Origin of the sequence: Mesorhizobium sp. M0119, assembly GCF_040322615.1 — a bacterium.
In the GTDB taxonomy this organism is placed as follows: Bacteria; Pseudomonadota; Alphaproteobacteria; order Rhizobiales; family Rhizobiaceae; genus Mesorhizobium.
The window spans coordinates 221442-242535 of the sequence record NZ_JAMYTU010000006.1 but is presented as its reverse complement, the minus strand read 5'-3'; the positions used below and the strand labels follow the sequence as shown (position 1 = coordinate 242535).

Below are 21094 nucleotides of genomic sequence, written 5' to 3'. Positions count from 1 at the left end.
GCAGGAAGGATTTTCTCCGCCACGGCAAATTAAAGGCATGGTTGTCCGTCAACCAGGCATCGTCAAGCACCCCATGCTCACACGGCCAAGAAAACCAAAAATTCTCTGTGCCGCCTCTGCCTGCTCAGGCAGAAGGCTGCTTGGTTTTCCTGAGATATGGCAGGATCGTCTCATAGGCGCCGAAGCGCTTGATGGCATCCTCATTCGAGACGGCAGCGGTGATGATGACGTCCTCGCCCTGCTTCCAGTTCGCCGGCGTCGCCACCTGGTGCTTGGCGGTCAGCTGCATGGAATCGATGGCGCGCAGGATTTCGTCGAAGTTGCGTCCCGTCGTCATCGGATAGGTGAGAACCAGCTTGATCTTCTTGTCGGGCCCGATGACGTAGACCGAACGCACCGTGGCATTGTCCGCAGGCGTGCGGCCTTCCGAGCTCTCGCCGGCACCCGCCGGCAGCATCTCGTAAAGCTTGGCGACCTTGAGATCCTTGTCGCCGATCAGCGGATAGTTCACCGAATGGCCGGTCGCGGTCTTGATGTCGTTCTGCCACTTCTCATGGCTTTCGACGGGATCGACCGAGATGCCGATGATCTTGACGTTGCGCTTCCTGAACTCGCCTTCGAGCCCGGCCATCGTGCCGAGTTCGGTCGTGCAAACCGGCGTAAAGTTCTTCGGATGGCTGAACAATACCGCCCAGCCGTCGCCGATCCATTCATGGAAGCTGATCGGTCCTTGCGTGGTCTCAGCGGTGAAATCCGGTGCGATGTCGTTGATACGAAGGCTCATGGCGTGTCCCTACCTTGTGAGTGCAGATCGCAGCCGGCGTTGACCGGCGCTGCTTTTGCCTTTCTACCACTCCGGCGTCATCCTTCAAACGGCTGTTGCGCCGGCATCAAGGCCGGCGGCGAAATATTTTCATTGCTTCTCGGCAAATGCAGCAGGAATCTTCGCTGCGCTGGCTCAGGCCTTGCTCACTGCCAGCGTCGTCGCCAGGTCTTCCATGCGCTGGGCCAACGCGCCAAGCGCCCCGGTCAGCACGGAATCGTTCTTGTCGGCCTTGGTCAGTGCGTCGTCGCGCGTCTTGCGCAGCGTCAGCACTTCGCTTTCCATGCCCTTGACCCGCTTTTGCAATTCTGAAAGCTCGTCCATGACCATGATGCCGGCCATCACGGTCAGCCGCTGGTCGCCGATCTCGCCAAAAGAATCCTTCAGATGCGAGACATAGCGGTCGAAGCGCTCGGCAAGATCGATCAGATGCTCTTCCTGGCCCTCGTCGCAGGCCATCCGATACTGCTTGCCGTCGATGGAAACCGTGACTTGTGCCATTGGCCTACCTGTCCAGTACCGCGCGGATGGTTTCCATGGCTGTCACCAGCCTTCGCGACACTTCCTTGTTGGCATCTTCCAGCCGTTCGGCACGAGCCTCGGAATTGTCGAGCTCCTGCGCCAGCCGCGAGCGGTCGGCGTTCATCCGCTGCACTTCGGCCTCGGCTTCCGAATAGTCCCGCTCATGCTCGAGCTTGGCCGCGACGGCGTTTTCCAGCCCTTCGATGGCCTTACCCAGCCTGGCAATGACTTCCTTGAGGGTCGTTTCCCCGGTCATGGCTTTCGTCCTGCGCCCTGCCCATCACCGAATCATCCACGTTCAGAACGCGTTATCGTTGAAACATTACGCGTCGTGTGAACCGCCCGTCAATAAAGCTGTCGCGACTGTCCCCTGCTAACGCTAATGTAAGTCGCGCATGGCCATCACAAGACCGGCAAAAGCACACCGATTTGTTGACTAAAAGGCCGCGCCTGCTATGTGTCGCGCACCCTTTTCAAGGGCTCTCCCAAGGCCCAAACCCCCATTTTGGAGGAAGCATGACCTCGCGCGAACAACATGACCGGATGGCCAATGCGATCCGTTTTCTCGCCATGGACGCCGTCGAGAAGGCAAATTCCGGCCACCCCGGACTGCCCATGGGCTGCGCTGACATCGCCACGGTGCTGTTCACCCGCTTTCTCAAATACGATCCGAAAAACCCGCATTGGCCGGACCGCGACCGCTTTATCCTGTCGGCCGGCCACGGCTCGATGCTGCTCTACTCACTGCTCTATCTGACCGGCTACGAAGACATCACCATCGACCAGATCAAGCAGTTCCGCCAATTGGGGTCGAGGACGGCGGGCCATCCGGAATACGGCCATGCCGCCGGCATTGAGACGACGACAGGCCCACTCGGCCAGGGCCTTGCCAATTCGGTCGGCTTCGCGCTCGGCGAGCGCATCATGAATGCCGCTTTCGGCAACGATCTCGTCGACCACTACACCTATGTACTGGCCGGTGACGGCTGCCTAATGGAAGGCGTATCCCAGGAAGCCATCGCGCTTGCCGGACATCTAAAGCTGAACAAGCTGATCGTCTTCTGGGACAACAACAACATCTCGATCGATGGCCCGGTGTCGCTCGCCGACAACACCGACCAGGTCGCCCGCTTCCAGGCGTCCGGTTGGAACGCCAGCCATATCGACGGCCAGGACCCGGAAGCGATCGCCTATGCCATCGAGGCGGCCCGCCACTCCGACAAGCCGACGATGATTGCCTGCAAGACGACGATCGGCTTCGGCGCACCGACCAAGGCTGGCACCAACAAGGCGCATGGCTCGCCGCTCGGCGCCGAGGAAATCGCCGGCGCCAGAAAATTCTTCGGCTGGGATTCGCCGCCCTTCGAGGTCCCGGCCGACAACCTCGACGCATGGCGTACCGCCGGCCGGACCGGCGTCAAGGCGCGCACCGACTGGGAAAGCCGCCTTGCCAAGGCCGACGCCAAATTGCGCGCAGAGTTCGAACGCCGCATCAGTGGCACGCTGCCGGCCAACTTCGACGCCGTCATTGGCGATTACAAGAAGAAGCTCGCCGCCGACAAGCCGAAGGTCGCCACTCGTAAGTCATCGGAAATGGCGCTGGAGGTCATCAACGGCGCCGTACCCGAAACCATCGGCGGCTCGGCCGATTTGACCGGCTCCAACAACACCAAGACCAGCCAGACCAAGAACATCACTGCCGACGATTACGGCCAGCGCTACGTCCACTACGGCGTTCGCGAGCACGGCATGGCGGCAGCGCTCAACGGGCTGACGCTGCATGGCGGCATTATCGCCTATGGCGGCACTTTCATGTGCTTTTCCGATTATGCCCGTCCGGCGATGCGGCTCGCCTCGCTGATGGGCATCCGCTCGATCTTCGTCATGACCCATGATTCCATCGGCCTTGGCGAAGACGGCCCGACCCATCAGCCGGTCGAGCATCTGGCAGCACTTCGCGCCATTCCGAACCACAATGTCTTCCGCCCGGCCGACGCGGTGGAAACCGCGGAATGCTGGCAGTTGGCCATTGAGTCGGAAAAGACGCCTTCGACATTGGCGCTGACCCGGCAGAACCTGCCGACGGTACGCAACGACTTCGTGGCGGAAAACCTCTCCAGCCGCGGCGCCTATGAACTTGCCGCCGCCAGTGGCGAGGCGGCGGTGACGATCTTCGCTTCGGGCTCCGAGGTCGAGATCGCGCTGGCCGCCCGCGAGGCCTTGGAAAAGCACGGCCACGCGACCCGCGTCGTCTCGGTGCCGTGCTTCGAATTGTTCGACAAGCAGAGCGCCGACTATCGCAGCAGGACGATCGGCAATGCGCCGCTCAAGATTGCCATCGAAGCCGGCATCCGTCAGGGCTGGGATCACTTCATCGGAACCGACGGCATCTTTGTCGGCATGACCGGCTTCGGCGCCTCCGGCACCATCGAACAGCTCTACCCGCATTTCGGCATCACCGCCGAAGCAACGGTGAAGGCGGCGGAAGCCCGTCTGCACGGCAAATGAAGGTGAGCCCCGCCCGGCAAAGGCTGGCATAGCGGTTTTGCCGGGCGGTAGAGCACTAATCGATTTAAATCCAAGCCTCGGCGGCTGGATTCTTTGCCCGTCCGCCGTTATGAAGCTGCGGACTTGATCTTCGGCCTCCAACTCCCAGGGAGAGAACAATGACCGTCAGAGTTGCCATCAACGGATTCGGCCGCATCGGCCGCAACATCCTGCGCGCCATCCATGAATCCGGCCGCAAGGATATCGACGTCGTCGCGGTCAACGATCTCGGCCCGGTCGAGACCAACGCGCATCTGCTGCGCTTCGACAGCGTGCATGGCCGCTTTCCGCATGAGGTGACAGTTGACGGCGACCAGATCATCGTCGGCAAGGAAAAATTCAAGGTCACCGCGATCAAGGATCCGACGCAACTGCCGTGGAAGGAGCTCGGCATCGACATCGCGCTCGAATGCACCGGCATCTTCACCGCTCGCGACAAGGCCGTCGCCCATCTGACCGCCGGTGCCAAGCGCGTTCTCGTCTCCGCTCCGGCAGAGGGCGCCGATCTCACCGTCGTCTATGGCATCAACCACGACAAGCTGACCAAGGACCACATCGTCATCTCGAACGCCTCCTGCACCACCAACTGCCTGGCGCCGCTGGCGGCCGTACTGAATGAGGCCGTCGGCATCGAGAAGGGCATGATGACGACGATCCATTCCTACACCGGCGACCAGCCGACGCTGGACACCATGCACAAGGACCTCTACCGCGCCCGCGCCGCGGCGCTGTCGCAGATTCCGACCTCGACCGGTGCCGCCAAGGCCATCGGCCTGGTACTGCCCGAGCTCAAGGGCAAGCTCGACGGCATCTCCATCCGCGTGCCGACCCCGAACGTCTCGCTCGTCGACTTCAAGTTCATCGCCAAGCGGCCGACCACCGTCCAGGAGATCAATGACGCGGTGATCACCGCCTCGAACGGCAAGCTGAAGGGCATTCTCGCCGTAACCCGTCACCCCAATGTTTCGATCGACTTCAACCACGATCCGCATTCCTCGATCGTGGCGCTCGACCAGACCAAGGTCATGGACGGCAACTTCGTTTCGGTGCTGTCGTGGTACGACAATGAGTGGGGCTTTTCCAACCGCATGGGCGATACCGCCGTCGCCTTCGGCAAGACCATCGCCTGATCGCAGAACCATCTTCTCGACCTGGAAGACGCCCGGCTCAGTTCGGGCGTTTTTCGTTGCAACACCAACCGCCGAGGCAGGCTCCGCTGCTCGGGGATGCCAAAACTTTCGACGATCGGCAGCGTGGGGCAAAAAGCCACGCTGCTGCCTTGTAGCGGCCATGTCTTCGCCCCACTCTCCCGTGATGTCGGAGCATATCGACTAGGGGCGACCAACGAATGGAGCATGGTATCTATCTTGTGACGCTCGTTGGCGCAGCTCTTGTCGTTGCCGCCGCGTTTTCGAGCCTGATCGCCTTCCGTTTCGGCGCCCCTCTCCTGCTGCTGTTTCTCTGCATCGGCCTCGCCACCGGAACCGACGGTCTCGGCATCCATTTCGACAATGCCCGAGTTGCTTATTTTGCCGGCTCATTGGCGCTGGCGGTCATCCTTTTCGATTCCGGCTTCGGCACGCCGCTCAACGCCTTGCGGCAGGCGGCCGGGCCGGCGCTGTCGCTGGCCACATTCGGCGTCCTTTTGACCACCGGGCTCTTCGGCGCCGCAGCCTATTATCTGCTCGACCTGACCTGGCTGGAATCCTTCCTGCTCGGTGCCGCCGTCGCCTCGACCGACGCCGCGGCGGTGTTCTTCCTGCTGCGCGCCGGCGAGATCAATTTGCGCGAGCGCGTGCGGTCCACGCTCGAGGTAGAATCCGGCACCAATGACCCGATCGCCATCTTCCTGACCATCACGCTGGTCGAGGTCATCGCCGCCAACACCCACCCCGAGGCCAAGGTGCTGGTCACCGATCTTGCCGTCGGCTTCCTTGTCAACATGGGGCTCGGCGCAGTCATCGGCATTCTCGGCGGCATGGCCATCGTGCGCCTTGTCGATCGCCTCAATCTCGATCACGGCCTGCTGCCGATCTTCGTGCTGACGCTGTCGCTGATGGTGTTTGCTGCCGCCGGCGCCGTCGGCGGCTCCGGCTTCCTGGCGGTCTATCTCGCAGGCTTGATCGCCGGCAATTCCGATATCCGGGCCGTCACCATCCTCAAGCGCTTTCAGGACGGCATGTCGTGGCTGGCGCAGATCATCATGTTCCTGATCCTTGGCCTGTTCGCAACGCCTTCGCAATTTCCGGCAATCCTGGTGCCGGCAGTGCTGCTCGGCCTGTTCCTGATTTTTGTGGCACGGCCAATCGCGGTCTGGCTCTGCCTGGTGCCATTTCGTCTGCCACGCCCGGAAGTCGCCTTCGTCTCATGGGTCGGCCTGCGTGGCGCGGTGTCGATCCTGCTTGCCATCACGCCGCTGCTCGGCGGCCTTGAGAACGGCCGCCTCATCTTCAACACCGCCTTCATCATCGTGCTGGTCTCGCTGATCATCCAGGGATGGACCGTCGGCCCGCTGGCGCGCCGCCTCGGCCTTATCGTGCCGGCCCGCCTGGGACCGCTCGACAAGGTCGAATTGGAGCTGCCGGGCTCCGCCCATCATGAGCTTCTCGCCTACCGCGTGGCACCCGGCAGCCCGGTGGCGCGCGGCGAACGCATTCCGCGCTGGGCGCGGCCGTCGCTTGTGTTGCGCGACGGACGCTCGATGCGCTTCCAGGACATGGGCCGGCTGGCGGCCGGCGACCATGTCTACATCTTCGTGCCGGACCGCTATCCGCGCCTGCTCGACAAACTGTTCGCCAGCCGTGCCGTGGTCGATCCCGAGGATGCGGACTTCTTCGGCGCCTTCGCCGTCGATCCGTCACGCTCCGCCGAGGAACTGGAGACCGCCTATGCGCCGGGCCTGACCGAAGCGGAACGCAAGCTCAGCATTGGCGACCTGGTCACTACGCGGCTCGGCGGCCACGCCGAATACGCCGACCGCGTGCTGCTCGGTCCGATCGAGTTGATCGTGCGCGACGTCGACGACAAGGGCAGGATCACCGGCCTTGGCCTGTCCTTTGAGCCGACCGCGCCGGTGGCGCGCGTTCCGGTATTCCTCAGCGCCGGTGAAATCCGCGACCGCATCGCCGCCTTCATCCGCAACCGGCGCAAGCCGGCCGAAGCGCAGGCGGTCGAGGCGGCGGCCGAAATGGAACCGGTTCCGCAGCCCGTGGTGGAAAAGACAACTGGCGAAGGCTGACCGCTGTCGACCCGCGGAACCCTGCCGCGAGGCTGAAGAATGGCTCGGCAACTGGCGTGGCGAGCCATATGGTCCGACATCGCCGGAATCCCGATCGCCCGGCTGCGCTAAGGCATCTGGCCGAACAGCCGCCATTCCCCGTGACTGCACGGCGCGCCATAGGGGGGCGCTTTAATTGTTGCGGGCCGCGACGAACTGCGCCGCCTGTTTCAGAAGCGCGGCTTGTTCGCCATAGGGCTCGAGCAGCGCATGAGCCTGGTCGACGAGGCCCTGGAGCTGGTCCCGCGCCCAGCCCGGTCCGTGCAGCGCGACCAGCGTCGCCTTGCCGGCCGCGGCATCCTTGCCGGTCGCCTTGCCCATCTGATGCGCGTCGGCGGTCAGGTCGAGCAAGTCGTCGGCAAGCTGAAAGGCAAGCCCGATCGCCGAGCCGAACTCGGCCAGCCTTTCGCGGTCGCCCGACGGCGCTCCGGCAAGGATAGCGCCCGCTTCGCAGGCAAAGCGGATCAGCGCACCGGTTTTCATCGCCTGAAGCCGGATGATGCCGGCCTCGTCCGGCCGGCTTTGTTCGGCCTCGAGATCAAGCATCTGGCCGCCGACCATGCTTCCCGCCCCGGCGGCGCGGGCCAGTGCCAGCACCAACGCTGCCCTGCGCTCGACCGGCAGCATTGTCGCCTCGTCGGCAAGGATGTCGAAGGCGAGCGTCAGCAAGGCGTCGCCCGCAAGAATGGCGGTCGCCTCATCGAAAGCCCTGTGCACGGTCGGCTGGCCGCGGCGCAGATCGTCGTCGTCCATGGCCGGCAGGTCGTCATGGATGAGCGAATAGCAGTGCACGCATTCGAGCGCCGCCGCGACGCGCAGCGCCGCCTCGCCGTCGGCTGAAAACAACGCAGCACTTTCCATGACCAGGAAGGGACGCAGTCGTTTGCCGCCGTTCAGCACGCCATGTCGCATAGCCGCCATAAGGCGTTCAGGCCGCCCGACCTCGCCTGAAAGCGTCCGTCCGTCGAGCAACCGCCTCAGCAGCGCCTCGAGCGGAACTGCCCGGGCAATAAGTGCAGCTTCGAACGCCATTTGGTCGTCTTTCGTCATGGTCGGGAGCGGTAGCCGACACTCAGACGTTGCGCAAGAAGCCAACCGCCATTATGCCGGGGGCAGGGAGCAGCGCGGACTGGGTGGCTTGGCGGAACCGATCGTCGATCACGAAACCGAAGGGTTGGACATGGCGAGACCGAGACGCGGCAGCCGCATCGGTCTTCAACGCTGGGTCCGGCGCGGCATCGCCGTCGCCGTCGTGCTGGCGCTGGTGCCGGTGGTGCTGACCTTCCTATACCTGCCGCCGTTCGTGCATCCGGTGTCGACATTGATGCTGAAGGACCTGGCGACGTTTTCCGGCTATGATCGGCGCTGGGTTTCCATCGACGATGTCGCGCCGGTGCTGGTATATTCGGTCATCATGTCGGAGGACGGGCAGTTCTGTTTCCATCGCGGCGTCGATCTGGGTGAGTTGCGCGGCGTCGTCGACGATGCGCTCGCCGGCGAGATGACGCGTGGCGCCTCGACCATCACGATGCAGACGGTAAAGAACCTTTATCTATGGTCGCGGCCGTTGGGCTCGGTCCGTAAGGTCGTCGAACTGCCGCTGGCCGTCTATTTCGATGCGGTGCTGTCGAAACGGCGGATCATGGAAATCTACCTCAACATCGCCGAATGGGGACCGGGCATCTACGGCATCGAGGCCGCCGCCCAGCATCATTTCGGCGTCTCGGCAAGACAGCTGTCGCGCCGGCAGGCGGCGCTGCTTGCCGTCACCTTGCCGAACCCGATCGTGCGCAATCCGGCGAAGCCCGGGCCGGGACTGAGGCGGCTTGCCGCGTTGATCGAGCGGCGCGCGGGCCGCGCTGGCGCCTATGTCGGTTGCCTGCGATAGTCTCAAAAAAAAACACGGCGACGCTGGCCAAAACGCCATCGGGCGTGTATAGGCAGCCGACTTTCTCAGATTCCGGCCCCTGATGTGGCCCTTTCACGAGGGCCGCCGGGGCGTTTTGACCATGTAGTGGAGCATATCCATGGCCGTTCCGAAACGAAAAACCTCTCCGTCGAAGCGCGGCATGCGCCGTTCCGCCGACGCACTGAAGGCCCCGACCTATGTCGAGGACAAGAACTCCGGCGAGATGCGCCGTCCGCACCATATCGACCTGAAGACCGGCATGTATCGCGGTCGCCAGGTTCTGGAGCCGAAGGAAAGCTGAGAGAGCTTTCGACGGTTTATGGGTTGCGAAACGACCGGCCATTGGCCGGTCTTTTTGCGTTTGCGACAACTGATCATATCAGCCGGGCCTGACATTGTTGTTTCACGCCGTCTTTGTCCGTGTTTGCTGGTCGCACGAAAATTCTTGACGGCGAACGCCGGCCGCACTCTACAAAGATCAGTCCAACCGGAGCCGCCACATGTTCGGTGCCATCCCGCTGCTGATCGTGCCTTTCATCCTCTACAATCTCGGGCTTCTGGGAATATTCGGCAGCGGCGACGATCCGTGGGCGACCGAAATGTTTTCGGTCCGGATGATGTCGGGTGGGGTGTTCTCTATGACCCTCGGCGATCTCATCGTGCTGATCGCACTGATCTTCTTGTTCGTCGAAGTGGTGAAATCGACGCGCACGACAAACGCCTCGATCATGGATCACCTTTTGTCGACCTTCGTCTTTGTGGCCTATCTGGTCGAGTTCCTGCTGGTGAAGGGCGCCGCCCATTCCGTTTTCTTCATACTGATGATCATAGCGCTGATCGACGTGCTGGCCGGCTTTTCGGTGTCGATGCGGTCGGCCAGCCGCGACATCAACATGAATTAAGGATCCCGGCTCAGCCGGGGTCGGCGCTAAAGCCAGCCGCCTCGATACCGGCGATGGCTGCCGTTTCATCATTGTCGGACGTGTCGCCGGAAATGCCGACGGCGCCGATGATCGTGCCGGCGTTGTCGCGGATCAGCACGCCGCCGACGACCGGCAGGACGCGCCCGCCCGACACGTCGGAGACGCCGGCGATCAGATGCGGACGCTCCTTGGCGAAAGCTTCCACCCGGCGCGAGCCCATGCCGATAGCGAGCGCGCCATAAGCCTTGCCGGCCGACATTTGCGGACGCAGGAACGAGGCGCCGTCCTGACGCTGGAACGCGACCAGATGGGCGCCGGCGTCGAGCACCGAGGCGCCAAGCGGCCTGAGCTTGAGCTCGGCACCCTTGGCAAAGGCGGCGGCGATGATTTCAAGGGCTTTGTCGAGCGTCAGTGCGGTCATGGCGGTCTCCTAAACGCGCCAGTCATCAACCGGCAGAAAGATCCCGGTGAACTGTTTCGCGTGCGAAATGAAGTATGCGTCTGGGAGCGCCGGCTTATTTTTTCTTGGCGCGAGGCTTCTTCACCGGGGCCGGAGGCGCATTGGCCAGGTCTTCCGCTTCCTTGGCGAGGCGCAGCGCCCGCAGCTTGTTGGTCTTGGCCTGGCGAGCGTCGCTCTCAGCGACATATTCCGCCATCGCCTTCTGGCGAACCGTGGCTGCCTCTTCCTGTTTCTTGAAACGCAAATCGGCCCGCGCACGGGCAGTGTCCTTAGAGTTCTCGACCAAGAGCGTTATCCAATCCCGTGAATTATCTTCAGCCCCTTGATAGCAGAGCCAGCCCGCAATTGGGAAAATAAGTTGGTCATGGCGCCGGATCGCAGCCGATGCTCCGCGCGTTGCGGGCGATCACCGCATCGTATCCGGCCTGCAAAGTCGCGCGGACGGTGGGCTCGGATGGAGCAGGAGACGCACCCAGATGCTCGTGGCGCAACTCGTTCATGAACTTATCCCACATCGGCGGGCCGCCCTTTTCCAGAAGCTCGGCACGGATAGAGAGCTCTTCGCTGACCGGCAGCCAGACGCGGCCCCAGGCGCCGAGATGCGCCAGGATCGGCACCAGCGTGATCGCCATTTCGGTCAGACTGTAGATCGCCTTCTGCTTGTGGGAGGGATCATCCGCCTTGGTCAGCATGCCGAGCTCCATCAGCCGCTTCAGTCGGTCGGCGAGGATGTTGGAGGCGATGCCCTCCATCGAGCCGTTGAGCAGTTCGCGAAAGTGGCGTCTGCCGCCGAAGATGATGTCGCGAAGGATGATCAGGCTCCACCGGTCGCCAAATACTTCGAGCGACAGGTTGATGGGGCATCCGGACCGACGATCGATGTTCATGCGAATCTCCAAAACCGGTTGCATTATCGTATCGGTTTTAATATCGTGCAACTGATTGCAAATTGCAATCGGATTGGAAGCCCAGGGAGGAAAGCCATGAAAAAAGCCGAACACCCCGAAATCGTATCCCAGAGGTTTGGCGATCCGGCACATCCGGCGGTATTGTTGATTATGGGCGCCATGGCTTCCATGCTCTGGTGGCCCGAAGCGTTTTGCCGGAAGCTGGCCGGCGAGGGTCGCTTCGTGATCCGCTACGACAATCGAGATACCGGCCGTTCGACCAAATACGCGCGGGGCGAGCCGCCTTATACATTCGACGACATGGCGGACGATGCTATCCGCGTCCTTGACGACCATGGAATCCGAAAGGCGCATGTGGTCGGCATGTCGATGGGCGGCATGATCGCGCAGCTCGTTGCGTTGAAATACCCGTCGCGTGTTACTTCGCTGACGGTGATCAGCAGCTCGCCCCTGGGCATCGACACTTCGCATCTGCCCGGAACCACCGAGGCCTATAGGAAACACTCGGCCGAAGGCGCCAAGGTCGACTGGTCGGACCGTGGCCAAGTGGTCGATTTCATCGTCAAGGACACGCATGCGCTCACCGGTGCCGCGCACTCTTTCGACGAGCAGCGAACGCGAGCTTTCGTCGAACAGGATTATGACCGGTCCGGCGGTTTTCTAAGTGCGACCAATCATTTCATGCTCAAGAGTGGCGAGGACTGGACGGGTCGGCTGCGCGACATGAAAACCCCGCTCCTTGTTATCCACGGCACCGACGATCCCATCTTTCCAGTCGAGCATGGCGCCGCCCTTGCCGACGCGGTCGCCGGTGCAAGGCTGCTCCGGATCGAGGGCGGCGGCCACGAGCTGCATCCCGGCGACTGGGCCGCGATCATCGATGCCATCGTCACCCACAGCCAGGCCAGATAGTACCCGACCTCGACACCGAATTTCCGCGAGACGAACCACCCAAGGAACGACAAACAATGTCCCTGACTATGCATCTTCATCCACTGGCCTCCTTCTGCTGGAAGCCGCTGATCGCGCTCTATGAGAACGACACGCCATTCACATCCGTCGTCGTCGATCTCGGCAATGAACAGTCGCGCGCGGCGTTCCTGAAATTGTGGCCGCTCGGCAAGATGCCGGTACTGCGTGACGAAGCGCTGGACCGGACCGTGCCGGAATCGACGATCGTCATCGAATATCTCAACGCGTATTATCCTGGGCCGGTCGAACTGATCCCCGCCGATCTCGACCTCGCTCGCCAGACCCGGCTCGCCGACCGCTTCTATGACTTCTACGTCCAGGAACCGATGCAGAAGATCGTCGGCGACCGGCTGCGGCCGGAGGGCAAGACCGATCCGTTCGGCGTCGAGCAGGCGCGCACCCAGCTGCGCAGCTCCTACGCCATCATTGAACAGGACATGGCGTCGAGGACATGGGCGGTGGGTGCGAGCTTCACCATGGCCGACTGCGCTGCCGCCCCCGCGCTGTTCTACGCCAACAAGGTCGAGCCGTTCGGAGACGAATATCCTGCCGTCAGGCGCTATCACGACCGGTTGCTGCAACGCCCTTCGGTTGCCCGTGTGATCGAGGAAGCGCAGCCTTATTTCAAGCTCTTCCCCTACAACAATGGCTAGAGTGGTTCATCGTTTCACGGAGACGCCGAACCGCTCTATCTCTTTGTTTTTGCGTAATTTCGGACGGAAAAACCGTTTCACACTTATCCGGGAATTGCTTTAGGCCCGATGCTGCATAGTTGCCGACGCGCTGACGACACCCCTCAGCTTCCGGGTGAACCGAGCTGCTCCGCATCCCAGAACTGGTCGAGCCAGATGTTGAGCTTCAGGAAGCCGGCATTGCTGACCGTATAGACGCGCCTGGTGCCTTCCGGCTTGGCGTTGACCAGCCCGGCATCAAGCAGCACCTTCAGGTGCTGCGAAACGGCCGGGCGGGACACCGGCAAGCCGGATGCCAGTTCGTTGACGGTCTTCGGTCCGCGCCGGAGCTCTTCCAAGAGATGGCGCCGGTTGGGATCGGCAATCGCCATGAAGGCGTCGGAAAGCATCATGCCTTATTTGTGGGGCAAAGCGTCTCGAATCTCAACCGTCGGTTTCAGCTTTTCTGCGCGGGTCGAGCCGCAACGCTTCCGGCGTTACCGAGCGGTCAGCCGGCTGGGTCTTGAAGGCATCGCGGCCTTCGATCGGCACCGGCGCGCGACGGCTGATGCGCAGCAGCGTATAGCCGGCCAGGCTGAGATGCGCGAGCGCAGTAGCCAGGAACAGCCCCTCGGGACGCATCCAGCCCATCAGGCCGGCGGCCACCAGCGGACCGATCATCGTGCCGAAGCCATAAAGCAGCAGCAGGCCGCCCGACACTTTGACGAAGTCCTCCGATCGGGCATGGTCGTTGGCATGCGCCACCGCGATCGAATAGAGCGTGTAGGCAAAGGCGCCGTAGGCGGCGGTGCAGACGATGACGAAGACGCCGGAGCGCGGTTCGAACAGGAAGATGGCGATGGCAAACAGCGCAGCGCCGAAAGCCGCGCCCGCCAGCACGAAACGACGGTCCGTCGTGTCGGAGAGCCGTCCGGCCGGAAGCTGCATGGCGGCGCCGGCAATGACCACGAGGCTCATCATCAGTGCGATCTCGGCTGTCGAGATGCCGATGCGCGCTCCATAGACGGCACCAAGTGTACCCCAGGCGCCGTTGGCGATGCCGATCAGCACGCAGGCGATCGCCGAGACCGGCGAATTGATGTAGAGCCCTTTGACGTCAAGCGACACGTCCTGCAGCGGCTTGGGGTGCGACGCCGTCGAGACCGCCGTCGGGATCAGCGACAGGCAGAACAGAATGCCGGTGATCATGAACAGCGACGCCGATTTCACGTCGCCGCCGGCAACGATCATTTGACCGCCCATGATCGAGGCATAGGTGACCATCATGTAGAGGCCAAAGACGGTGCCGCGGTTTTCGTTGGTGGCCTTCTCGTTCAGCCAGCTTTCGATGACCATGAAGGCGCCGGCCATGGTGAAGCCGGTGAAGGCGCGCAGCAGGATCCAGGTATACTCGTCGATGATCAGGCCGGTGAGCAATGCGACGATCGCTCCCGATGCGGCAAAGGCACCGAAAGCCCTGACATGACCGGCGCGGCGCACGATGCGTGGCGCAAAGAAGCAGCCGGTGACGAAGCCGCCAGCCCAAGCCGTGCCCATCAGGCCGAGCGATGCCGTCGAGAAGCCCTCCACCTGACCGCGCAGCGGCAACAGCAGCCCATGCAGCCCAGATGCCGCCAACAGGAACGCGGTGCCGCGCAGCAGCGAGAGGATCGGTCTGTAGCTTGCGAACATTTTTCAATCCGGCTGGGGGTTTGGGGCACAAGCCTGGAGACAGCGGCATTCGGGCTTTTCGGCGGCGTGCCCGAGCTTTTGGAATTACCCGCAGTACTATCCGCGGCGAAACAGCGCCTCTGCCGCCGACTTGGTGGAGCCCTTGGTCTTGAGCTCGGCTTCCAGCCGGGCAATCTCGTCGCGCAGGATGCCGATCCGCTCGGACAATTCATCGACGGAAAGCAGCGACAGATCCTGCCCGATCTCGTGCGGGCGCGCTTTCTTCTTGGGTTCGTCGTCGAAGATCGCCATCGTCGCTCCTCCGTGATTGCCCATTTGCCTGATTTGCCAATGAGCATACATAGGGCAAGGGTATGGATGCAAATGGCCGGCAAGAGCTGGCACGAGAAACCGGCGAAGCACGACGGGAAAATTCATGGCGAACGCACAGAAAATTCCGGCAAAGATGATGGCGATCGCCATATCGGAACCGGGCGGGCCGCGGGTGCTGAAACCGGAAACCCGCGACGTACCGGTTCCCGGTCCCGGCGAGATCCTGATCCGGGTGCGGGCCGCCGGCGTCAACCGGCCGGACGTGCAGCAGCGCAAGGGCGCCTATCCGCCACCGCCGGGAGCATCGGATCTGCCGGGCCTGGAAGCGGCAGGCGAAGTCGCTGCCCTTGGTGACGAGATATCGCGCTGGCGCGTCGGCGACCGGGTCTGTGCGCTGACGGCGGGCGGCGGCTATGCCGAATATGTCAGAGTGCACGCCGGCAGCGTGCTGCCCCTGCCCGCCGGCTTTACCTACACCGAAGCGGCGGCGCTGCCGGAAAACTACTTCACTGTTTGGCACAATGTCTTCGAGCGCGGTGGCCTGAAGAGCGGCGAGACGCTGCTCGTGCATGGCGGCTCGTCGGGTATCGGCACCACGGCGATCCAGCTTGCTGCCGCTTTCGGCGCCTATGTCATCACCACCGCCGGCAGCAAGGAGAAATGCGAAGCCTGCCTCAAGCTCGGCGCCGACCGGGCGATCAACTACCGCGAGGAGGATTTCGTCGCGGCGGTCAAGGAGGCGACCGAGGGCCGCGGCGCCAACGTGATCCTCGACATGGTCGGCGGCGACTATGTGGCGCGCAACTACGAGGCTGCGGCGCTGGAAGGCCGCATCGTTCAGATCGCCACGCAGGGCGGGGCGGTTGCCAGCGCCGATTTCTCGAAACTCATGGTCAAGCGGCTCGTCCACACCGGCTCGACGCTCAGGCCGCGCACCGTCGAATTCAAGGCGGCAATCGCCGCAGCACTCGAGGCGCATGTGTGGCCGTTGCTCGGCAGGCGCAAGGTGGCGCCCGTCATGGATATGATCTTCCCGCTCAAGGAGGCCTGGCGGGCGCATGAGCGGATGGAAGACGGCGAACATATCGGCAAGATCGTGCTCGACGTCGGCTAGGACGTATCGTCCGAGACGCACGCCCCAACAAGCTGAATGAAAGCTTAATGCTGCAATGCAACAATGCATTGCGGCCATGCAAAAGCGTCTGTTCAATTCCTGAGCAGCGATGCCTATTTACGCGTCATCGAAACGAATGATCCAACGAAATGGAGGACTACCATGAACCCGATCCGCGCTTTCCGTAACTGGCGCATGTACAACGAAACCGTGCGCGAACTGAACCGGCTGAACGCTCGTCAGCTCAACGACCTCGGCATCAACCGCGGCGACATCGAGAGAATCGCCCGCCAGGGGCTTTGATCTCGAGCACGATCCCACCCGCAGACCGGGCGCTGCTTTTCCGCAACGCCGAGCCGCGGTTCGGGATCAAGCCTTAGAAGCCAGAGCCGCAGCAGACGGATTTCCGTCGCCGGTTCCGAGCCCGCCCGACCTTGGTCTGGCGGGCTTTGTCTTTTTGAAGCTTTGATTGCATGGCGTCATGTGCCGACCCTTCGCGGTCTGCTGGTCGCGCTGCCATGCCGTCCCCGACGCACGCCTCCCAAAAACATTGCGAAACGGCGAGCGAGCGGTTATATAGACCGCGATTTTCCCATTTTGGTGGCTCTAAACCACCGCCCGCGCGGGAACGCGGGCGAACGAGAAGGATTTTTATAATGGCCAATACGCTGCTGATGCCAAAGGCGACCGCCGTCTGGCTGGTTGACAACACAGCGCTCTCCTTCGAGCAGATCGCGCAGTTTTGCGGACTGCATCCGCTTGAGGTCAAGGCGATCGCCGACGGCGAGTCGGCGCAAGGCATCAAGGGCATGGACCCGATCATGACCGGCCAGCTCACTCGCGACGAGATCGCGCGCGCCGAGAAGGACCCGAACCACCGGCTGAAGCTCTCCGATCCCAAGGTGCGGGTGCCGGAATCCAAGCGCAAGGGTCCGCGCTACACGCCGTTGTCGAAGCGCCAGGACCGGCCCAACGCCATCCTCTGGCTGGTGCGCAACCATCCGGAGCTCAAGGATGCGCAGATTGCCCGCCTTGTCGGCACGACGAAGTCGACAATCGACCAGATCCGCGACAGAAAGCACTGGAACTCCGCCAATCTCCAGCCGATGGATCCGGTGACACTCGGCCTGACGTCGCAGATCGACCTCGATATGGAAATCAACCGCGCCTCGCGCGGCCGTGAGCAGCCGCAGCCGGTCGGCGATACGCTGCTGCCGGCCGCCTTGACCGAACGGCTGGTGCCGGCGCCCGAAAAGCCGAAGGACGAGGACCGGGAACTCGACGCCAACGCTGTCTTCGCCAAGCTTTCGGCGCTGAAGTCGAAGGACAAGGACGCCGACGAAGAGGAGTAGGTCTCGCATCCAAAACAAAAAGCCCGCTTTCAAGCGGGCTTTTTGTGATCTTCCGTGTCAGCTTCGCGCCGCCCGGTCCGGCGCCATGCCATAATCCTCGCTGCGCTCCACCGCGCGGTAGAAATCGGCGAGCTGCTTGCCGCGCTCCGGCTTGAAGGTGCGGCCGGCGATGACCACCGAGGCGATGCGGTCGATGCGGAAGGCGCGGAAATCGCCGCGCATCTCGCACCAGGCGACCAAGGTCCACACCTTGCCCCAGAACCACAGGCCGAGCGGGCGAATGTCGCGCGCGGTGCTGCGGCCGGCCTCATCCGAATAGTCGATGGTCAGCACCTGACGTTTCTCGATGGACCGCTCGATCAGGTCGATGGCTTCGCGGGCGGCATCGCTTACCACCCACATCGGCGTGTGGATCTCGGTACGGGCGATGCGGTCCTTTTCGGCGTCGGGCAACACGGCGCCTATCTTGACCAGCGCCTCGTCGGCGGCTCGCGCCATGGCCGCGCCGCCAAAGGCGCGCACCATGCGGGCGCCGGCGACCAGCGCGACGATCTCGTCACGCGTGAACATCAGCGGCGGAAGGTCGAAACCCTCCCTCATCATGTAGCCGACACCGGCCTCGCCATCGATCGGCACGCCGGTCGACTGCAGGTCGGCGATGTCGCGATAGATCGTCCGCTCGGAAACCTCGAGCCACGTGCCCAGCTTCTGGGCAGTGACCAGACGGCCACCACGCAGATGCTGCACGATCTGGAAGAGCCTGTCGGCGCGGCGCATCGTATGGTCCCTCGGCGTCTATCGTTCCAGCCCTTCGCGCTTGCGCTGCGCGGCGACGAAGGCCGCGCCGAAGGACAATTTCCTCGTTGTCGGCGTGCTTGCGTCGAGCACCCGCCAGAACGGCGCAATGTCGCTCAGCGCCACGCCACGCTCAAGATCCTCGTTGGCGGCCTCGGCGACGGTGCGCAGATGATAGCCGATGGTGACCGGACATGCCACCTCGGCACCGTGCTCGATGGCGAGAGCGGTGCGCAAAGCACGGATATCCATGTCCATGCCTTCGAGAATGGAGCGGATGAATGCATGGACCTGGCGAGCTGTAGGAACCAGCATCGGCTGCCCTTCGACGACGTCACCGATGGTGCGTGGCGACGGTTTTATGCCGTTGATGCCAGGCGTGTTCAGCCTGTCGTTCCAGCTTTTCATCGATCGTCCTCTCGGCCATCCGTCTCCGGCGGCCATCGCACTATGGCACGAGCCTCCTGACACCATACTGTCAGGAGGCTTCAGCATGCCCATTTCAGCTCGTCGCCAGGTCGCATCCAAACGCCACGCAGAAAGCTTGCCTCAATTGCCGCCATTGCGGCGGTCGCCATACATGTCCGGCCAACCAATATCCTTGCGGATGTCTGCCGGCAGGGTATTCATGAAACGCTGGGTGCGGATCTCGTTGCGCATCGTCCGGATCTTGCCGACATAGTGCTGCACGCTACGCAGAATGGTAAAACCGTTCATGGCTGGTCTCCTCTCTTTCGATGCAGGCACTATCGCACACCCCTGCTGACAGCAGTCTGTCAGGAGGGTGCAGCTCTCGTGACCGGCATTCCGATTTGTCCACCGAAGTGATCAGGCAGTGCTGAAAAAGAGCCTGCCGCAGTGGAAAGACGGTGATCGCGGGAGCCGCTTTGACAGCCAGCCGCGATGCTGATCAAAGGCTGCATGTCGAAACTTCTCGCGCTCGTCATCATCGCCATGATGGTCATCCAGCTCATCAAACCGCTCGGCTGGCCCGGGCTGAAGCGGCGCAGCGATTTCTGGAAGCTGGCGCTGTTGGCGATGGCGGCGATTTCGATTACGGCGGTGCTCGGGCACTGGACGTAATGCATGTCGCGCAAAAGTGTGCAGCGATTTTGCGCCAACGACATGCATAAAAACAAGAATCTGAAGCGCGTCGGATGGGGCCAATCGAACGCGACGCGCTTTAGTGCGGGCGACCCGCTACGCGACGCCCGGTTCGTTGCCAATCATCAGGCTGACCAGATGTTCCGCCCAGGCTCGGTAGCCGGCTTCCGAAGCATGAAATCCATCCGATGCGAAGCCGGCATCGGCATCGGTGATCGGCAGGCGGGGCGCCGGTATGGCGCCGCGCTCGAGGCAAAGGCGCTCGCCCATCCGGTTCATTTCGACGGCGCGGATTTCGAGGATCTTGCCGAGCAGCGGCGGCATTGCCGGAGCCCGGGTGAACTCCAGCACCGGCGACCACACGACGCGCGCCTCCGGCCATTTGGCGCGCAGCGCGTAGAGCAGGCCGCCAAACTCGCGCTTGAAGCGCGGTACCGAATGAAAATTCTTGGTGTCGTTGGTGCCGATGGCCAGCACGATATGCGTCCACGGATCGGCCGATAGATTGGGCAGCACATGATCGCGGATCTGGCCAGAGGTTGCCGAGTTGAAGCCGGCTGCCCGCCAGCGCACGGTGCGGCCGGTGCGTTGCGCAATCAGAACGGCCAGTTGCGCGGCCAATCCGTTTTCGGAATTGCCGATGCCTACCGAGGCGGCGGAGGAATCGCCAAGCACCAGAACCGAGATTGCTGGCGCCAGGCCAGATATCTCGTGCATGACCGGACCTTGTGCCGGCAGCATGCGGGTGGTGCGGCGACGCACGCCAAGTCCTTGCCAGACATAAACCGGAAAGGCGAGCCAGGTGAGAAGGGTCGGAAAGCGCCGCATGGCAAGTCCTCCCTTTTAGGGCATAGCGAACAGCACTTAGCGCATGTTGGGCCGAAGGCGAAAGACCTTGGGTCGACCGCCCGTCGTCAATGGCAGCAGCTGTCCTGCATCTCGGGCGTGTCCGCATATTCGTCGTGCAGCCGCACCCAGTCCATCAGGCTATGATGCGGGCCAGTTTCGTTGCGGCCTTTCGGCGTCAGATCGAGATAGTGATAGGCGCCGATCAGCGGATCGCCGCCTCTGGAGCGCGAGATAAAAGTCAGGAAGATGTCACCTTTCTCGTCGCGATAGAACACGCTGGTGCCGGGAAGGTCCTTCGATCTCCGCGCACGCCGCTCGAAATTGTAGGTCGTGTCGCCGGCCGCGATCTGCTTGTCGGTGAATGACACCTGCATATCGAAGTTGAAGTCCGAGGCGTAGGACGACACCCAGTCGAATTTCCAGCCCATGCGCTGCTTGTAAGGCAGCAATTCGGCCAATGGCGCCCGTGCTACCACGACAAGTGAGACATCGTGGTGCCTGAGATGCTGGTTGGCGCCGTCGATATGATCGGCAAGGAATGAGCAGCCTTCGCAGCGATAATCGGCGCCCGGCCCGAACATGAAATGGTAGACGATCAGCTGGCTGTTGCCGCCAAACAGGTCAGGCAGTTTCTTTGGCCCTTGCTCGGTCTCGAAGACGTAGTCCTTACGGATCTTCAGCCACGGCAGTTCGCGGCGTTCGGCGGCGACGCGATCGCGAAAGCGCGTCAATTCCTTTTCGCGCGCCAGATGCGCCTTGTGCGCCCGAAACCAGTCTTCCTGCGAAACGGTCTTGTTGTTTGGCATCGGTCTGCTCCTCTTTTCACGGAGGACGTTCGGCAGCGACGAATGCCGACACCGAGCT

27 protein-coding genes are annotated in these 21094 nt (G+C 62.6%); 12 read left to right on the top strand and 15 right to left on the bottom strand.

What is annotated here, in order from left to right:
• Positions 1-124 precede the first annotated feature (124 nt).
• The 3 genes from NKJ40_RS09050 to NKJ40_RS09040 all read right to left on the bottom strand — a co-directional run bounded on the left by NKJ40_RS09050 (position 125) and on the right by NKJ40_RS09040 (position 1601).
• On the bottom strand, positions 125-784 hold the full coding sequence (locus NKJ40_RS09050) for a peroxiredoxin (RefSeq protein ID WP_352465775.1): 660 nt from the start codon (positions 782-784) through the stop codon (positions 125-127).
• Between the two features lie 174 nt (positions 785-958).
• On the bottom strand, positions 959-1324 hold the full coding sequence (locus NKJ40_RS09045) for a cell division protein ZapA (protein ID WP_292655609.1): 366 nt from the start codon (positions 1322-1324) through the stop codon (positions 959-961).
• Positions 1325-1328: 4 nt separating this feature from the next.
• Complete coding sequence (locus NKJ40_RS09040) at positions 1329-1601, bottom strand: DUF4164 domain-containing protein (RefSeq protein ID WP_006200774.1); 273 nt, start codon at positions 1599-1601, stop codon at positions 1329-1331.
• A 260-nt stretch (positions 1602-1861) separates the two neighbouring features.
• Between NKJ40_RS09040 and tkt the strand changes: the two genes are divergently transcribed.
• The 3 genes from tkt to NKJ40_RS09025 all read left to right on the top strand — a co-directional run bounded on the left by tkt (position 1862) and on the right by NKJ40_RS09025 (position 7130).
• Positions 1862-3853, top strand: a complete 1992-nt coding sequence (gene tkt, locus NKJ40_RS09035) for a transketolase (protein ID WP_352465774.1) — start codon at positions 1862-1864, stop codon at positions 3851-3853.
• Positions 3854-4011: 158 nt separating this feature from the next.
• On the top strand, positions 4012-5022 hold the full coding sequence (gene gap, locus NKJ40_RS09030) for a type I glyceraldehyde-3-phosphate dehydrogenase (RefSeq protein ID WP_352465773.1): 1011 nt from the start codon (positions 4012-4014) through the stop codon (positions 5020-5022).
• 218 nt (positions 5023-5240) lie between these two features.
• Entirely contained in the window at positions 5241-7130 is a 1890-nt protein-coding gene (locus NKJ40_RS09025; protein ID WP_352465772.1) for a potassium/proton antiporter, read from the top strand.
• A 171-nt stretch (positions 7131-7301) separates the two neighbouring features.
• On the opposite strand, the gene NKJ40_RS09020 is transcribed toward NKJ40_RS09025, so the two are convergent.
• A complete protein-coding gene (locus NKJ40_RS09020; protein ID WP_502903694.1) occupies positions 7302-8201 on the bottom strand; it encodes a polyprenyl synthetase family protein in 900 nt (299 codons plus the stop codon).
• Positions 8202-8298: 97 nt separating this feature from the next.
• Between NKJ40_RS09020 and NKJ40_RS09015 the strand changes: the two genes are divergently transcribed.
• From NKJ40_RS09015 to NKJ40_RS09005, 3 genes are all read left to right on the top strand, one after another.
• Positions 8299-9057: a biosynthetic peptidoglycan transglycosylase gene (locus NKJ40_RS09015; protein ID WP_352465790.1), complete on the top strand. Its 759-nt coding sequence runs from the start codon at positions 8299-8301 to the stop codon at positions 9055-9057.
• 139 nt (positions 9058-9196) lie between these two features.
• Positions 9197-9379: a 50S ribosomal protein L32 gene (gene rpmF, locus NKJ40_RS09010; RefSeq protein ID WP_006203806.1), complete on the top strand. Its 183-nt coding sequence runs from the start codon at positions 9197-9199 to the stop codon at positions 9377-9379.
• Positions 9380-9578: 199 nt separating this feature from the next.
• Complete coding sequence (locus tag NKJ40_RS09005; protein ID WP_292655618.1) at positions 9579-9980, top strand: hypothetical protein; 402 nt, start codon at positions 9579-9581, stop codon at positions 9978-9980.
• A gap of 10 nt (positions 9981-9990) precedes the next feature.
• Here the strand turns inward: NKJ40_RS09005 and NKJ40_RS09000 are convergent, their stop codons facing one another.
• From NKJ40_RS09000 to NKJ40_RS08990, 3 genes are all read right to left on the bottom strand, one after another.
• Positions 9991-10422: a GlcG/HbpS family heme-binding protein gene (locus NKJ40_RS09000; protein WP_292655621.1), complete on the bottom strand. Its 432-nt coding sequence runs from the start codon at positions 10420-10422 to the stop codon at positions 9991-9993.
• A 94-nt stretch (positions 10423-10516) separates the two neighbouring features.
• Entirely contained in the window at positions 10517-10747 is a 231-nt protein-coding gene (locus NKJ40_RS08995; protein ID WP_023678501.1) for a hypothetical protein, read from the bottom strand.
• Positions 10748-10823: 76 nt separating this feature from the next.
• Positions 10824-11348, bottom strand: a complete 525-nt coding sequence (locus NKJ40_RS08990) for a winged helix-turn-helix transcriptional regulator (protein WP_352465770.1) — start codon at positions 11346-11348, stop codon at positions 10824-10826.
• Between the two features lie 96 nt (positions 11349-11444).
• Between NKJ40_RS08990 and NKJ40_RS08985 the strand changes: the two genes are divergently transcribed.
• Positions 11445-12281 carry an alpha/beta fold hydrolase gene (locus NKJ40_RS08985; protein ID WP_352465769.1) on the top strand — a complete coding sequence of 279 codons (837 nt, stop codon included), beginning with the start codon at positions 11445-11447 and terminating at the stop codon, positions 12279-12281.
• A 56-nt stretch (positions 12282-12337) separates the two neighbouring features.
• Entirely contained in the window at positions 12338-12994 is a 657-nt protein-coding gene (locus NKJ40_RS08980) for a glutathione S-transferase family protein (RefSeq protein WP_352465768.1), read from the top strand.
• A gap of 143 nt (positions 12995-13137) precedes the next feature.
• On the opposite strand, the gene NKJ40_RS08975 is transcribed toward NKJ40_RS08980, so the two are convergent.
• The 3 genes from NKJ40_RS08975 to NKJ40_RS08965 all read right to left on the bottom strand — a co-directional run bounded on the left by NKJ40_RS08975 (position 13138) and on the right by NKJ40_RS08965 (position 14995).
• Positions 13138-13425: an ArsR/SmtB family transcription factor gene (locus tag NKJ40_RS08975; RefSeq protein ID WP_023678497.1), complete on the bottom strand. Its 288-nt coding sequence runs from the start codon at positions 13423-13425 to the stop codon at positions 13138-13140.
• Positions 13426-13456: 31 nt separating this feature from the next.
• The gene (locus NKJ40_RS08970; protein WP_352465767.1) at positions 13457-14704 is read right to left on the bottom strand and encodes an MFS transporter; all 1248 of its coding nucleotides are present in this window, start codon (positions 14702-14704) and stop codon (positions 13457-13459) included.
• A gap of 96 nt (positions 14705-14800) precedes the next feature.
• Positions 14801-14995: a DUF1192 domain-containing protein gene (locus NKJ40_RS08965; RefSeq protein WP_023678495.1), complete on the bottom strand. Its 195-nt coding sequence runs from the start codon at positions 14993-14995 to the stop codon at positions 14801-14803.
• Positions 14996-15119: 124 nt separating this feature from the next.
• Here NKJ40_RS08965 and NKJ40_RS08960 point away from each other — a divergent pair, with 124 nt between their 5' ends.
• From NKJ40_RS08960 to NKJ40_RS08950, 3 genes are all read left to right on the top strand, one after another.
• A complete protein-coding gene (locus tag NKJ40_RS08960) occupies positions 15120-16130 on the top strand; it encodes an NAD(P)H-quinone oxidoreductase (protein WP_352465766.1) in 1011 nt (336 codons plus the stop codon).
• Between the two features lie 162 nt (positions 16131-16292).
• Positions 16293-16433 carry a DUF1127 domain-containing protein gene (locus NKJ40_RS08955; protein ID WP_023720976.1) on the top strand — a complete coding sequence of 47 codons (141 nt, stop codon included), beginning with the start codon at positions 16293-16295 and terminating at the stop codon, positions 16431-16433.
• A 353-nt stretch (positions 16434-16786) separates the two neighbouring features.
• Positions 16787-17482: a DUF1013 domain-containing protein gene (locus NKJ40_RS08950; RefSeq protein ID WP_352465765.1), complete on the top strand. Its 696-nt coding sequence runs from the start codon at positions 16787-16789 to the stop codon at positions 17480-17482.
• A gap of 57 nt (positions 17483-17539) precedes the next feature.
• Here NKJ40_RS08950 and NKJ40_RS08945 read toward each other — a convergent pair whose 3' ends face one another.
• The 3 genes from NKJ40_RS08945 to NKJ40_RS08935 form a co-directional block, all read right to left on the bottom strand.
• Entirely contained in the window at positions 17540-18259 is a 720-nt protein-coding gene (locus tag NKJ40_RS08945) for a helix-turn-helix transcriptional regulator (RefSeq protein WP_023678491.1), read from the bottom strand.
• An 18-nt stretch (positions 18260-18277) separates the two neighbouring features.
• Positions 18278-18685: a hypothetical protein gene (locus NKJ40_RS08940; RefSeq protein WP_352465764.1), complete on the bottom strand. Its 408-nt coding sequence runs from the start codon at positions 18683-18685 to the stop codon at positions 18278-18280.
• Positions 18686-18826: 141 nt separating this feature from the next.
• Positions 18827-18994: a hypothetical protein gene (locus NKJ40_RS08935; RefSeq protein WP_254816537.1), complete on the bottom strand. Its 168-nt coding sequence runs from the start codon at positions 18992-18994 to the stop codon at positions 18827-18829.
• Positions 18995-19198: 204 nt separating this feature from the next.
• On the opposite strand from NKJ40_RS08935, the gene NKJ40_RS08930 reads away from it, so the two are divergent.
• Positions 19199-19360 (top strand): hypothetical protein, encoded by a 162-nt coding sequence (locus NKJ40_RS08930; RefSeq protein ID WP_008873884.1) that lies wholly within the window; start codon positions 19199-19201, stop codon positions 19358-19360.
• A 117-nt stretch (positions 19361-19477) separates the two neighbouring features.
• On the opposite strand, the gene NKJ40_RS08925 is transcribed toward NKJ40_RS08930, so the two are convergent.
• Both NKJ40_RS08925 and NKJ40_RS08920 read right to left on the bottom strand, forming a co-directional pair.
• Positions 19478-20209 carry an SGNH/GDSL hydrolase family protein gene (locus tag NKJ40_RS08925; protein WP_352465763.1) on the bottom strand — a complete coding sequence of 244 codons (732 nt, stop codon included), beginning with the start codon at positions 20207-20209 and terminating at the stop codon, positions 19478-19480.
• Positions 20210-20295: 86 nt separating this feature from the next.
• A complete protein-coding gene (locus NKJ40_RS08920) occupies positions 20296-21036 on the bottom strand; it encodes a DUF899 domain-containing protein (RefSeq protein WP_352465762.1) in 741 nt (246 codons plus the stop codon).
• Positions 21037-21094 lie beyond the last annotated feature (58 nt).